This window comes from Thermodesulfovibrionales bacterium (genome assembly GCA_026417875.1).
Lineage (GTDB): Bacteria > Nitrospirota > Thermodesulfovibrionia > Thermodesulfovibrionales > CALJEL01 > CALJEL01.
In genome coordinates this window covers 1-12,567 of record JAOACK010000015.1, presented here as the reverse complement: position 1 = coordinate 12,567, position 12,567 = coordinate 1, and the positions used below count along the sequence as shown (strand labels likewise).

Here is a 12,567-nt window from a genome sequence, read left to right as displayed (position 1 = left end):
ATGCCGCTTTTCAGTATAAAAGCAGTTAACAGCTCAGGTGTAAGACTCAAAGAAGTTATTGAAGCACCTGATATTAATGTTATAAAAGATATACTGAAGGAGAGAAGTCTCATACCTGTTGAGATAAAAGAAATCTCAAAGAGACGACCTTTTTTTAAGAAGATAAATGAAAAAGATATCCTTTCCTTTACACAGGAATTAAGAAATCTTCTCGAGGCAGGACTGGGTCTTGACAGGGCTCTCAGGGTTCTTTCAGAACATTCAGCAAAACCCGTAATGAGGGAGATTATATCAAAGGTCTATCTGGATATAGAACAGGGACTATCTCTCTCCCAGTCACTAGCAAAACACAGGGAATTCTCATCAGTATATGTAAACATGATAAGATCAGGTGAGATGAGTGGAGCACTGGAGGCTTCTCTAAAAAGGCTTGAGCATTTTCTTGAAATAAATATCTCTACAAAAGATGAGATTAAAGGTGCACTTATTTATCCGGCCCTTCTTACAGGTGTTGGAATTATTGCTCTGGGGGTTATTATCTTTTATGTTATACCGAGGTTCAAGAAGATGTTTGAAGAACTTGGTTCTGTTATACCCTTTAGCACCCAGATAGTCTTTTCAGTAAGCTCCTTTCTTTCATCTTTCTGGTGGATTATCGCAGGAGCTTTTGCATTCATACTTCTTGCAACAAGATATTATATACAGCTTCCTCAGGGAAGGAATTTTATTGATGACATAAAATTAAGGATACCTGTTTTAAAAGAAATCTTCATGAGATTGGCTGTAGCTAGGTTTTCAAGAACCCTTGGTAGCCTTCTTCAGGGTGGTGTACCTCTTCTTGAATCTATCAGGCTTGCAAGGGAGGTTGCTGGCAATAGGATAATCTCTGAGAAGCTCAAGCCCCTTGAAGAAGGTGTTCGAAAGGGTCGAGGTGTGGCGATACCTTTAAAAGAGTCAGGCGCCTTTCCACCTGTGCTCAGCCAGATGGTATCAGTAGGTGAGGAGGCCGGCCGTCTTGAGGAGACCTTTCTTTCAATCGCGGAGAGATATGAAAGGGAGGTTACATCTCATATTAAAAGACTCATAGGTCTTTTTGAACCCATAATGATAATAGTAATGGGAACAATAGTTGCAGTTATTGTAATATCAATGTTACTTGCGATATTCAGCATTAATGAAATGCCTATATAAATTTTTGAGGAGGTGAGTATGAAAAGAAATAACAGAGGATTCACACTTGTGGAGCTCCTGGTTGTTATGGTAATCCTTGGACTTCTTGCTGCCCTCGTGGTGCCCAGATATATCGCAAAAGAAAAAAAAGGTAGATACCAAGCAGCAAGGGTTCAGATTGAGTTACTTGGTCAGGCACTGGATCAGTTCAGACTTGATACAGGAAGATACCCTACAACAGCAGAAGGTCTAAACGCCCTTATATCTAATCCCGGTATCCCTGGCTGGGATGGACCTTATCTTAAAAAAGGCATCCCGCTTGATCCCTGGGGAAGACCTTACATTTACCAGAGTCCAGGTAATCACGGAGATTATGACCTTTTATCCTATGGTGCCGATGGCGCACCTGGTGGTGAGGGTGAAAACAGAGATATTACAAGCTGGGAGTAAAGGCTTTACCCTGATAGAGCTTTTAATAGCCTCTTCTTTAATTGTAATCTTTCTCTCCATAGTTCTTATTAATACTGCCAATCTTTATGAAAAATTCCTTCTCAAAGAAGATGCAAATAGAATAGTAAGGCTCTTAAACAGGGCAAAACTCATGGCAATGTCTGAAAGAAAACCTGTGGTGCTGAGGATTGATGCTAATGAGGGTACTTGCTGGATAGAGGGTTCAAAGGTAAAAGTTGTTTTTGAGCAGTTTAAGATTGAGGGCAAAGATATAGTCTTTTCACCTTTAGGAGATAATACAGGAGGAACAATAAAGATTACAGATAAAAAAGGCAGGTCCTATAGAATTGCTATTGACAGTATTACATCAAAGATTACAGTGGAAAAAGACTGAGGGATTCACCCTGATAGAGGTGGTGGTAGCACTAGCCCTCCTTGCAGTTGTTGGAGCTACCCTGATGGAATTATTTTCTCAGAATCTAAAAAGTTCAAGAAAAACTGCAGATTATACAGCAGCAATGATTCTTGCAGGTTCAGAGACAGAAAAGGCCCTATCAGGAACTGTAGAGCCTGGCTCAGAGAAGGAATTTTTTGATAAGTACACACTTACAAGAGAAATCAGGATCATTGATGAGATTTCAGAGCAGCTGAAGCTTTACGAGGTACTTATAAGGGTATCGTGGAACAATAATCATTATGAAATTAGGACAATTAAACTCTACGGAGAAAAAGAAACAGGTGAAGAGTAAGGGATTCACACTTATTGAACTTTTAATAGCTTTTTCTATCTCTTTACTCATTATACTTTTAATATTTTCAATTTTCAGGCTCAGCTCCCGTTCCTACGAAAAGATAACTGAACAGGATGAAATATCCCAGAAAATAAGAGTATTAAATGCAAGAATTAGCTGGTTGATTAGAGGGATCTATCCCTATAAATCGATTAATAGGGAAGGTAAGGAGAGGTTATTCTTCCTTGGTAAATCAGATAGCTTAGGATTTGTTACAACATCTGTAATACCAGAGACAGGAAAACCTTATGATCTTGCAGGACTTAAATGGGTTTATCTTTTTAAAGACAGTGAAGGTCTTAAAGAAAAGGACAGCATATATTTCCTTGAAGAAAACCTTGAAGGTAATGAAGATGGGGCTTTTGTTCTTGACAACTCTGTTGAATCATTGAGCTGTGAATATCTTAATCCTGTGGATAATAACTGGCAGGATAACTGGGATAGTGAAAAAGAATATCTGCCGGCAGCTGTAAAGATAAAATTAAGATTAATGAATAAAGGTAAAATTATAGAAATCCCAGAAATTATTGTCTCCATCAGAACAGCAGGTATGGATTAGCTTTCTTTTAAAGTATTTTATATTATTCACTTAATCTTTGAGCCTATCTTTACCTCTCTTTCAGTAGTAAGTATGGATAGTCTACCTTCATCGTCTGAGGCCGCAAGAAGCATTCCCTGTGATTCTACACCCATGAGTTTTACAGGCTGAAGATTTGTTATAACTACAATTGTCTTTCCGGTAAGTTCTTCAGGTGAATAGACCTTTCCTATACCAGCAACAATCTGCCTGACCTCATTTCCTGTATCAACCTTCATTACAATAAGCTTATTTGATCCTTCTATCCTCTTTGCTTCAAGAACCTTACCTGTCCTCAGTTCAATCTTTGAAAAATCCTCGATAGTTATCATGCTGACTCCTTTAAAAATCATAATTTACTTTAAAGCTCAACTCAAGGGTTATTTGAAAAAAATTCGAAAATCTTATAAAATGTTTAATAGCCGGAGTGGCGGAATTGGTAGACGCAAGGGACTTAAAATCCCTCGGTGCTTTGCACCGTGCCGGTTCGAGTCCGGCCTCCGGCATTGTAGAGATTAGATTTCGCAACTAAAGATTTAATGTAATCTTCATTCTGCGAGTATCTTTTCAGCAAGTTCTGCGCTGTTGGCGATACAATCATTAATTGCAACTCCTCGGTAAGCGTTTCCAGCAAGATAAAGGCCTCTGAATCCAGATAATATCCTGTCAATATCTTCAAGTCTTTTTGAATGGCCTATGGTATACTGTGGAATTGCTTTGTCGTATCTGAAGATTCTTTTAAAAACAGGCTCTGCCTTAAGACCTGTAATACTATCAAGTTCCTCAAGAACTGTATTAAAGAGTTCTTTATCATCAAGCATAGCGAGTTCAGGTGCTCTTTCGCCTCCTAGCATGCACCTGAGAAGCACATGGCCTTCAGGTGCCCTCTTAGGAAATATACTTGAATCAAAAAGACAGCCAAGAATCCTCTTTTTCTCCTTGCCAGGTATGAGGAATCCAAAATAATCTGTATCAATATTTAAATCTTCTTTTCTGAAACCAAGGGCAACAACTGATATAGGTGGATAGGGGATTTCTTTAAGAAGAGCTGAAAGTTCTTTACTGAGATCCCCGATCATCTCAGCAGTTTCTGGTGCCGGTGCTGATACTATAATTCTTTCAGCCTCCATGTTTTCTCCATTTTTCAGGTATATTCTGTATTTCCCATTTATTTTATCAACTGCCTTAACGGGTGTTCCCGTTTTAATTCTTTTTCCTAAATAATCTCTTAGATATTCTATAAGTGTATACATCCCCCCTTCAAAGGAATGTAAAACTCCACCAGGACCTGCTTCCACCTTTCTGCCGGTTTTTTTTGCCTCCTTTGCCAGAGCGATGAATCCCTTTATCAAGCCACCGTATTTTCTTTCCAGGTCATAAACCTTAGGAAAACAACTTCTGATGCTTAATTTTGAAGGATCACCAGCATATATACCTGTTACCATTGGATCAAGGAGTTTTTCGAAAAATTCTCTACCCACCCTTCTTATTACAAAGGACTCAACTGTTTCATCTTCAAGTTCCCTCTTAGGAACAAAATATTCTCCAATCATTCTTAGCCTTGCCTTTAGACTAAGAAAATTTGATAGAAATATCTTTTGTGGATTATCAGGGATTAAATTAAGCCTGTTTTTAAAATAGACATATCTTTTTCTTGCACTATCATTACTTCTTAAAGGTTTAAGGCCAAGCATCTCTGCAAGCATTAGGGTGCCCTTCTTATTGTCAAGAAATCCATTTACTCCAGCCTCACAAATAAACCCTTCTGACCTTTCTGTCCATATCTTTCCTCCAGGTCTTTCTTGGGATTCAAGGATTGTTATTTCCAGATCTGATTTTTTCTTAAGTAAAAAATAACCGAGGGAAAGGCCTGATATTCCACCACCTATTATCACAATTTCTGCCATGATACTTCCTCCATGTTTTCAATTATAATCTTATAAAGGGCTTCTATAAAAAGGGGGTTTGTATTGAGTGATTCTGTTCTTACAAGTGTAATACCAAGTTTCTCAGAAATATCTTTATAGTATATATCTATTTCATATAGGGTCTCTATATGATCTGAAACAAAACTTATAGGAATAACAATAACCTCTTTTACTCCACCTGATGCAAGTTCTTTGAGTTTTTCCTCAGTAGATGGTGTGAGCCATTTTACAGGACCACTTTTACTCTGATAAGAGAGATGCCATGGAAGGTGTATCTCCTTCATTACCTCTTTTATTGTTATCATTGTTTCCTTAACATAGGGATCGCCTTTTTCTATAAAGGAAATAGGAAGGTTGTGAGCACTGAAGAGTATATGACTTTCTTCAGGTTTTTTTACCTTTTCTAATGCCCTTTTTATATTGTCCCGTATGGCCTTTATGTAATAGGGATTGTCAGGCCAAGAATTGATAGATTTAAAAAATATACCACTTCCCCTCAGACATCTTTTCAGATGATTAATACTTGAACCAGAGGTAGCTATACTGTAATGTGGATAGAGACATAATGCAAGGAGATGGGTTATTCCGTCCTTTTTAATTTCCTCAACTGCTTCTTCAATTAAGGGATGCCAGTAACGCATTCCAATATAAACTGAACAATCTTTCAATTTATATCTAAGGGCATCTGCCTGGGCTTCTGTAATTGCTTTTAAAGGTGAAATTCCTCCTATTAATTTATAATTTTCTTGAGATTTTTTGCTCCGTAGGGCTGAGATAATATAGGCAAGGGGTTTCTGGAGAAACCTTGGCCCTAATCGGATTATATCCCTGTCAGAGAAAAGATTATAAAGAAAAGGTCTAACAGCCTCAGGTCTATCAGGACCGCCAAGGTTTAAAAGAATCACCCCCTTTTTCATGCTCATTGTATATGATACCACAATTTTTAAAAATATTGTAAAATATTCCATGGATTTCCAGGAGCTTATAATGAAACTTAATGAATTCTGGGCAAAACAGGGATGTGTAATTCATCAGCCCTACGACATGGAGGTAGGTGCTGGTACATTCCATCCAGCTACTTTTCTCAGGGTGCTCGGTCCAGAACCATGGAGGACCGCATATGTTGAACCATCAAGAAGGCCAACAGATGGCAGATATGGAGAAAATCCAAACAGACTTCAGCATTATTATCAATACCAGGTTATAATAAAGCCATCACCAGAAAACAGTCAGGAACTTTACCTTGAAAGCCTTTCTTACATAGGGATTGATCCTTCAAAGCATGATATAAGATTTGTTGAAGATGACTGGGAATCTCCAACACTTGGGGCCTGGGGACTGGGATGGGAGGTATGGCTTGATTCCATGGAGATTACACAGTTCACCTATTTCCAGCAGGTTGGTGGAATTGACCTGAAGCCAGTCTCTCTTGAGATAACCTATGGACTTGAAAGGCTTGCAATGTACATACAGGGAGTAGAAAGTGTATTTGATATAACCTGGACAGGGAATATTAAATACAGGGATATACACCACCAGCAAGAGATAGAATTTTCAAAATTCAATTTTGAGTATGCAGATGTAGAAAAGCTCAGAAAACATTTTGAAGACTATGAGGAAGAGTCAAAAAGACTTTTTAATCTAGGGCTGATCCTTCCAGCCTATGAATACTGTCTTAAATGTTCCCATACATTCAACCTCCTTGATGCAAGGGGAGCGCTAAGTGTAACGGAAAGAACCGGGTACATAGCCAGAGTAAGGGCACTTGCTAAACTCTGCGCAAAGGGATATCTTGAACAGAGAGAAAAGATGGGCTTTCCTTTAATGGGAAGGTGGTAAGATGCATAAATTTCTACTTGAAATAGGTGTAGAAGAGGTGCCTGCAAGGTTTCTTCCACCTGGTTTAAATATGCTTAGGGAAAATGCTCTGAATCTTCTACAAAAATATTCACTTGATTTTTCCAACATTAAAACCTGTGCAACACCAAGAAGGCTTGTGTTATTAATAGAAGGCCTTCCTGATAAACAGAAAGATGTAGAAAAGGAGGTCTGGGGGCCACCAAAAAAGACAGCCTTTGATGAAAAGGGAGCTCCTACAAAGACACTTAAAGGCTTCTGTTCAGCGCTGGGGATTGATATTAACTCAATAGAGATTAAAAAAAAGGACAAAGGCGAGTATGTAGTAGCTAAGTTTAAAGAAAGGGGCCAGCCTGCAAAGTCCCTCCTTGGAAGATTTGCAATTGATTTGATAAATTCTCTTAATTTTCCAAAATCGATGAGATGGGCAGACCATTCCATCAAATTTGTCAGACCTATAAGATGGCTACTTGCCCTTTTCAATTCAGAGGTTGTAGATTTTGAGCTAGATGGTATAAGGTCAGATAGATATTCCTGGGGACATAGATTTCTTTCAAAAGAAAGAATAATTATAAATCATCCTGATGAATATTTTGACAAACTCTTTCAATCATCTGTAATTGTAGATCATGAAAAGAGAAAGGAACTTATAATTTTAGGTATTAAAAGACTTGCAGATAGCTCTGGACTAAGAGTTCACGAGGATAATGAGCTTCTTGAACATGTAAACTATCTTGTAGAATATCCCAGAGCTGTTATGGGAAGTTTTCCAGCTGAATATCTTCAGCTTCCCCCTGAACTTTTAATAACTGTAATGAGAGATCACCAGAAATATTTCGCCCTTTATAATGAAAAAGGGCTGGCAAATAAATTTTTATTAATCTCAAATACCTCGGAAGAAAATGACCCTGTTGTAAGGGCAGGAGCAGAAAGGGTTATAAAGGCTCGATTTGAAGATGCAAGATTTTATTTTACCGAAGACAGAAAAAAAACCTTGGCAGATAGGATAGAAGATCTTAAAAAAGTTGTCTATCATGAAAAACTGGGTACGCTCTATGAAAAGACCTTAAGGATAAGACATATTACTCAATATCTGGCAGATAGAATTGCTCCTGAAAGGAAAACCATTATTGAAAGGGCAGCGATGCTTGCCAAAACTGATCTCTTAACAGGTGTGGTAAGAGAATTTCCCGAACTACAGGGTATAATGGGATATTATTATGCCATTAATGACGGAGAATCTGAAGAAATCGCCTTAGCAATAAAAGAACACTATCTTCCTCAAAGGAGTGGAGACAGAAATCCCTCCACAGAAGAGGGCATCATCCTAAGTATAGCAGACAAAATTGACAACATAGTCTCTTTTTTTGGACTCGGTCTTGAACCAACAGGTTCAGAAGATCCCTTTGCGCTAAGAAGACAGACAATGGCCATAATAAGCATGCTAAAGGAAAAAAACTATAATATTACTATGGAGGAACTTGTTAAAGTCGCATCAAAGGAATTTACATATCTTAATATCCCTTTTGAAAAAATAATTAATTTCATAAACCAGAGATTTGAGAACATGCTGGAGGTAGAGGATTACAGTACTGAACTCATATCATCACTGAGTCCCTATATGGCAAAAGTTCCAGTCGGTGAGATAATCTCAAGGCTTAATAGCCTTGAGATCTTCAAGAAAGAACCTTTTTACCCTGATTTCATTCTTGCAGCAAAAAGGGTCTTTAACATACTTTCTAAATCCTACAATCCTGCTCCTTTAATAGATGAAGCCCTCTTTGAAACTGAAGAGGAAAGGAAATTATTCCTCAATTCAAAAAGAATAGAAAAAGAGATAGAAGGATTTTTAAAAGATAAGGATTTTATTTCTGTATTAAAGAGTCTTACATCACTGGTACCTGATATTAATAGTTTTTTTGACCGTGTCCTTGTTATGGTCAGGGATGAAAAGATAAGAGATAACAGATTAAACCTTCTTTCCCATGTGTGGAAAAATATGCTCAAAATAGCGGATTTTTCAAAAATAAGCTCATAAGACCAGAACACCTTCTTTGCTATAAAGGGTAATCCTGTTTCTCCCATTTTGCTTGGAAGAATATAAAGCGATATCTGCACATTTTATGAGTTTCTCTATTGAATCTGCATCAGCTGGATAAGTAGCAATTCCTATACTGATTGTAATTTTTTTATTGGGCTGACTTTCTGATTCACCCTCAAAATATTCATTATAAACCTTCTCCCTTAATCTTTCGGCTACAATTATTGCCTGATCTTTATTTGTCTCAGGAAGAAGGATAGCGAACTCTTCACCTCCGTAACGATAGACCCTGTCAGTAATCCTTAGGTTAGATTTAAATAATCTACCTATTTTCTTGAGAACCTGATCACCCTTCACATGACCATGATAATCATTGTAATTTTTAAACCAGTCTATATCAATCATTAGCAAAGAAAGGGGCCGTCCGTGCCTGTTTGAACAGGCAATATCAATAACTATATCCTCATCAAACTTTCTCCTGTTGTAACATCCTGTAAGACAATCCTTAAGTGATTGAGCCTTTACCTCTGAATAAAGAATGGACCTCTTAACAGCGATGGAAATCTCACTTGCAAGTATCTCAACAAATTGTAGGTCTTCCTCAGAAAAGGCACCTTTACTGGCAGCATCAATATGGATTATTCCCTTAACTTGATCATCCACAATAACTGGTGTACATATAATTGATTGCATTTCACATCCTTGAGGTACACAGCTTGCTACTAGACTATTATTCAGATCATTTGTATATATACTTTTCTTTGTGTTTATAATATGCCGTATAGCAGGAAAATCGGGAGTTAACTCTATATTACCCAGCATCTTTTTAAAACCCTTTTCAGCGACCACCCGTATTGATTCACATTCTAAAAGAAGAAAGGCGCAGGCATTACAATTAAGGATATTTGTTAATTCGTTTACAAGGATATGTGCCACTTCTTCAAGCTCAAGGGTAGCACCAATGCTCTTATGAATCCTCGCTATAGCAGAGAGTATAAGGTATTCCTTTTCTTTGTTATTTAGCATATTGTTTGAATTTTACCAGCTAAATTTATTACTGTCAAGTGTCCGAATTACCTCATTTAAAAAATCTAAAGGAAATATAATTATATCTATTGGATAAAACTTCATCCAAGGAGGTAGACGATGGGGTTAACGATGAAGTAGAAGAAGGCAATAACGAGAGAAATTGCTTCGAGGTATCAAAGTTCAAAAAAGAAGCAAAAAGGGAAAATTCTTGATGAATTTGTAGCACTTACTGGTTATAACAGAACCTATGCCTCTTATCTACTAAGCAACCATGGTAAAGCTATTAAGACAGACAAAGGTGTGGCAATAGTAGTAGATACCGATCTGAGGGATGACGTTAAAGAATAACTCATTAATGAGTATAAGAAACTAAATCCAGCATAACTTCACAGACAGATTGTTAGGCTCCAAAACAAACTCATAGAATTAGTGACAACAAAATATGAGGTAAGAAAGACAAAGAAACCAATTTGCCATATAAAGGGTGATTCATTGTATGCTTTTATTTAGAATTTTATATGAAGCAACGAATTGCATTTCGTTTAGATTTTTATGTGAGGATAGTTTTTTTACCCTGTCCATTATATTGCTGATAGGAAAAAACGGGCAATGCTCGAAGACCTTTTTGGCAAAATCGGTAAACTTTTTAGTTGTAAAGGTATTAAAAAAATGATATATTAAAGCATGAAAGCTCTATGGAGCGGCAACATAACCTTTGGCCTCGTAAATATTCCTGTAAAGCTTTATGGAGCAATTCACAGATCAGACATATCCTTTCATCTCCTACATAAGAAGTGTTCAACACCTGTAAATTATGAAAAATTCTGTCCATCCTGCAATGTCCGTCTTGAAATGGAAGATATAGTTAGGGGTTATGAATATGAAAAGGGAAAGTTTGTAATTCTTACAGAAGAAGAATTAGAAGCACCCTATAAAGATTTAAAGAATATAGAGATAGTTAAATTTTTTGATCCTAAGGATGTTGATCCTATATATTTTGAAAAGTCTTATTATCTTCAGCCTGCAGAAGGTGCTGAACGGGCCTATATATTATTAAGAACAGTAATGAAAAAGACAGGAAAGGTGGGAATTGTCAGGTTTATCCTGAGGGAGAGAGAGCATATAGGGATTTTAAGGATATTCCATAATGCTCTTACAATCCAGTCGCTTTTTTATGCTGATGAAATTATCAAACCAGATTTTTTAAATATTCCTGAAAAAATCCATCTTGATGAAAAAGAGATAGAACTTGCCGAAGAATTAATAAAATATTATACTGGAAAATTTAATATAAATGATTACAAAGATGAATACAGGGAAGAGCTCATAAAGATAATAAAATCAAAGATAGCTGGTAAAGAGGTCAAGATAGCACCAAAGAAAGAGGTTGAAAAGGTTGTAAACCTTATGGATGCTCTTAAAAAGAGTCTTGAAAAAAAGAAGAAGGCTGTTTAAACTTTCAATTCACATTCATGAGGTGGTTTATCAAATCTTAGATGAACGAAAACAGGTGATCTTAATTTGCCATCTTTAGTCCATTCAAGAAATTTGATCTTTGCCACAAGCTCAGGTATAAGCCACTGAACTTTTCTTTTGAAATACGGAGTTACCTTGAAGGCAGGTTTGGATGTATAGAGTTTTTCTGTTATTTTAAGAATTCTTTGAATTTCCTCTTCATTAAATCCTGTGCCAACCTGACCTATATGGATAAGTTCACCATTTCTGTAAAGACCTAATATTAAAGAACCCAGCGGCACACTCTTTTTCCTTCCTTCCAGAATTCCGCATATCACAGCATCAATATCATTGGATTTTTTAATCTTTAGCCAGTAAGATGACCTTCTTCCCTCTAAATAAGGACTTTCCTTATCCTTAGCCATAATGCCTTCGAAGCCTTTTTTAAGAGCTAAGTTATAAAGCTCTCTACCTTTTTCATAATGTTCGGAAATAATAACCAGCTCAGAAGGATTCAGGTTTTCCTTAAGAATATTTTTCCGTCTCATAAGAGAAAGATCCATCAAGGATTTATCCTTTAAATAAAGGATATCAAAGACTATATATGTTGCTGGCATTGTTTCAGAGAGGAGCTTAATTCTGAGCCTGTCTTCTATATGTTCTCTCTGCTGAAGCCTTTCAAAATCAGGTTTTCCTTTATGAAGAATAACTATCTCTCCATCCAAAATAGCAGCTCCGATTTTTATTGAATCTTGAAGGTTTTTAAACTCAGGGTATCTTCCGGATATATCCAGCAGTCGTCTGTTCTGAAGTCTTACAACATTTTTATCAATAAAGGCAATACATCTTGTGCCATCCCACTTGAGTTCAAATACATATTTTTCAGAATCAAAGGGCAGGGTGGAGGGCATTGCGAGCATTGGTTTTATAATCAGCTTTCTGTAATCCATAATTAATAAAATCTATTTTATTTAAGTATATCAAGATTCACATAAAAATTTCCTTGATCGAATTTAGTATATAAAGGTTTAACTTTCTTGAACAATAATGGTAAAATTAATAAATAGCAGATAACTTTCTTATATTATGTGATGTTTAGAATGATTTCTAAAAATAGACTCTTCAGGTTTATAAGTATTGCTGCAGCAATTTATACCGGGGTTGAGATATTCATGCAGTCCATGGGAACAAGTATTTGTGTCACGGAGGGCTGTAAGATCATTTCATCCCATACAAGATTTGGTGATATCTCTATTCTTATCATAGGAC

Annotated in this window: 13 protein-coding genes and 1 tRNA gene; 9 read left to right on the top strand and 5 right to left on the bottom strand. The window is 36.7% G+C overall.

Annotation, left to right across the window (positions count from 1 at the left end; translation table 11 throughout):
* The 5 genes from N2257_04420 to N2257_04400 are packed head-to-tail and all read left to right on the top strand — an operon-like array spanning position 1 to position 2,970.
* Positions 1 to 1,191, top strand: coding sequence for a type II secretion system F family protein (locus tag N2257_04420; GenBank protein ID MCX7793634.1), 1,191 nt, complete (start codon positions 1 to 3; stop codon positions 1,189 to 1,191).
* Positions 1,192 to 1,209: 18 nt separating this feature from the next.
* Entirely contained in the window at positions 1,210 to 1,620 is a 411-nt protein-coding gene (gspG, locus tag N2257_04415; protein ID MCX7793633.1) for a type II secretion system major pseudopilin GspG, read from the top strand.
* Positions 1,589 to 2,014, top strand: coding sequence for a prepilin-type N-terminal cleavage/methylation domain-containing protein (locus N2257_04410; protein MCX7793632.1), 426 nt, complete (start codon positions 1,589 to 1,591; stop codon positions 2,012 to 2,014). The genes gspG and N2257_04410 overlap by 32 nt, the downstream gene beginning before the upstream one ends.
* A gap of 22 nt (positions 2,015 to 2,036) precedes the next feature.
* Entirely contained in the window at positions 2,037 to 2,369 is a 333-nt protein-coding gene (locus N2257_04405; protein MCX7793631.1) for a hypothetical protein, read from the top strand.
* Positions 2,359 to 2,970 (top strand): type II secretion system protein GspJ, encoded by a 612-nt coding sequence (locus N2257_04400; protein ID MCX7793630.1) that lies wholly within the window; start codon positions 2,359 to 2,361, stop codon positions 2,968 to 2,970. Before N2257_04405 ends, N2257_04400 begins: the two co-directional genes overlap by 11 nt.
* A 26-nt stretch (positions 2,971 to 2,996) precedes the next feature.
* Here N2257_04400 and metG read toward each other — a convergent pair whose 3' ends face one another.
* The gene (gene metG, locus N2257_04395; GenBank protein MCX7793629.1) at positions 2,997 to 3,320 is read right to left on the bottom strand and encodes a methionine--tRNA ligase subunit beta; all 324 of its coding nucleotides are present in this window, start codon (positions 3,318 to 3,320) and stop codon (positions 2,997 to 2,999) included.
* Positions 3,321 to 3,409: 89 nt separating this feature from the next.
* Between metG and N2257_04390 the strand changes: the two genes are divergently transcribed.
* Positions 3,410 to 3,494 (top strand) — tRNA-Leu (locus tag N2257_04390).
* 42 nt (positions 3,495 to 3,536) lie between these two features.
* Here the strand turns inward: N2257_04390 and hemG are convergent.
* Together hemG and hemH are read right to left on the bottom strand one after the other, a co-directional pair.
* Positions 3,537 to 4,895 (bottom strand): protoporphyrinogen oxidase, encoded by a 1,359-nt coding sequence (gene hemG, locus N2257_04385; protein MCX7793628.1) that lies wholly within the window; start codon positions 4,893 to 4,895, stop codon positions 3,537 to 3,539.
* Positions 4,880 to 5,833, bottom strand: a complete 954-nt coding sequence (gene hemH, locus N2257_04380) for a ferrochelatase (GenBank protein ID MCX7793627.1) — start codon at positions 5,831 to 5,833, stop codon at positions 4,880 to 4,882. Before hemH ends, hemG begins: the two co-directional genes overlap by 16 nt.
* Positions 5,834 to 5,882: 49 nt before the next feature.
* Between hemH and glyQ the strand changes: the two genes are divergently transcribed.
* Together glyQ and glyS are read left to right on the top strand one after the other, a co-directional pair.
* Positions 5,883 to 6,755 (top strand): glycine--tRNA ligase subunit alpha, encoded by an 873-nt coding sequence (glyQ, locus tag N2257_04375; protein MCX7793626.1) that lies wholly within the window; start codon positions 5,883 to 5,885, stop codon positions 6,753 to 6,755.
* A gap of 1 nt (position 6,756) precedes the next feature.
* Positions 6,757 to 8,811 carry a glycine--tRNA ligase subunit beta gene (gene glyS / locus N2257_04370; protein MCX7793625.1) on the top strand — a complete coding sequence of 685 codons (2,055 nt, stop codon included), beginning with the start codon at positions 6,757 to 6,759 and terminating at the stop codon, positions 8,809 to 8,811.
* On the opposite strand, the gene N2257_04365 is transcribed toward glyS, so the two are convergent.
* Entirely contained in the window at positions 8,806 to 9,840 is a 1,035-nt protein-coding gene (locus N2257_04365) for a sensor domain-containing diguanylate cyclase (protein ID MCX7793624.1), read from the bottom strand. The genes glyS and N2257_04365 overlap by 6 nt on opposite strands.
* A 687-nt stretch (positions 9,841 to 10,527) precedes the next feature.
* Between N2257_04365 and N2257_04360 the strand changes: the two genes are divergently transcribed.
* On the top strand, positions 10,528 to 11,298 hold the full coding sequence (locus N2257_04360) for a Ku protein (GenBank protein ID MCX7793623.1): 771 nt from the start codon (positions 10,528 to 10,530) through the stop codon (positions 11,296 to 11,298).
* On the opposite strand, the gene ligD is transcribed toward N2257_04360, so the two are convergent.
* Complete coding sequence (gene ligD, locus N2257_04355) at positions 11,295 to 12,248, bottom strand: non-homologous end-joining DNA ligase (protein MCX7793622.1); 954 nt, start codon at positions 12,246 to 12,248, stop codon at positions 11,295 to 11,297. The two genes, N2257_04360 and ligD, sit on opposite strands and share 4 nt — an antisense overlap.
* Positions 12,249 to 12,567 lie beyond the last annotated feature (319 nt).

What these genes read in the sequence shown, in the direction of transcription:
- hemG (MCX7793628.1), bottom strand. Translation starts at nt 4,895, where the DNA reads ATGGCAGAAATTGTGATAATAGGTGGTGGAATATCAGGCCTTTCCCTC.
- gspG (MCX7793633.1), top strand. Translation starts at nt 1,210, where the DNA reads ATGAAAAGAAATAACAGAGGATTCACACTTGTGGAGCTCCTGGTTGTT.
- ligD (MCX7793622.1), bottom strand. Translation starts at nt 12,248, where the DNA reads ATGGATTACAGAAAGCTGATTATAAAACCAATGCTCGCAATGCCCTCC.
- hemH (MCX7793627.1), bottom strand. Translation starts at nt 5,833, where the DNA reads ATGAAAAAGGGGGTGATTCTTTTAAACCTTGGCGGTCCTGATAGACCT.
- glyQ (MCX7793626.1), top strand. Translation starts at nt 5,883, where the DNA reads ATGGATTTCCAGGAGCTTATAATGAAACTTAATGAATTCTGGGCAAAA.
- metG (MCX7793629.1), bottom strand. Translation starts at nt 3,320, where the DNA reads ATGATAACTATCGAGGATTTTTCAAAGATTGAACTGAGGACAGGTAAG.
- N2257_04420 (MCX7793634.1), top strand. Translation starts at nt 1, where the DNA reads ATGCCGCTTTTCAGTATAAAAGCAGTTAACAGCTCAGGTGTAAGACTC.
- N2257_04360 (MCX7793623.1), top strand. Translation starts at nt 10,528, where the DNA reads ATGAAAGCTCTATGGAGCGGCAACATAACCTTTGGCCTCGTAAATATT.
- glyS (MCX7793625.1), top strand. Translation starts at nt 6,757, where the DNA reads ATGCATAAATTTCTACTTGAAATAGGTGTAGAAGAGGTGCCTGCAAGG.
- N2257_04365 (MCX7793624.1), bottom strand. Translation starts at nt 9,840, where the DNA reads ATGCTAAATAACAAAGAAAAGGAATACCTTATACTCTCTGCTATAGCG.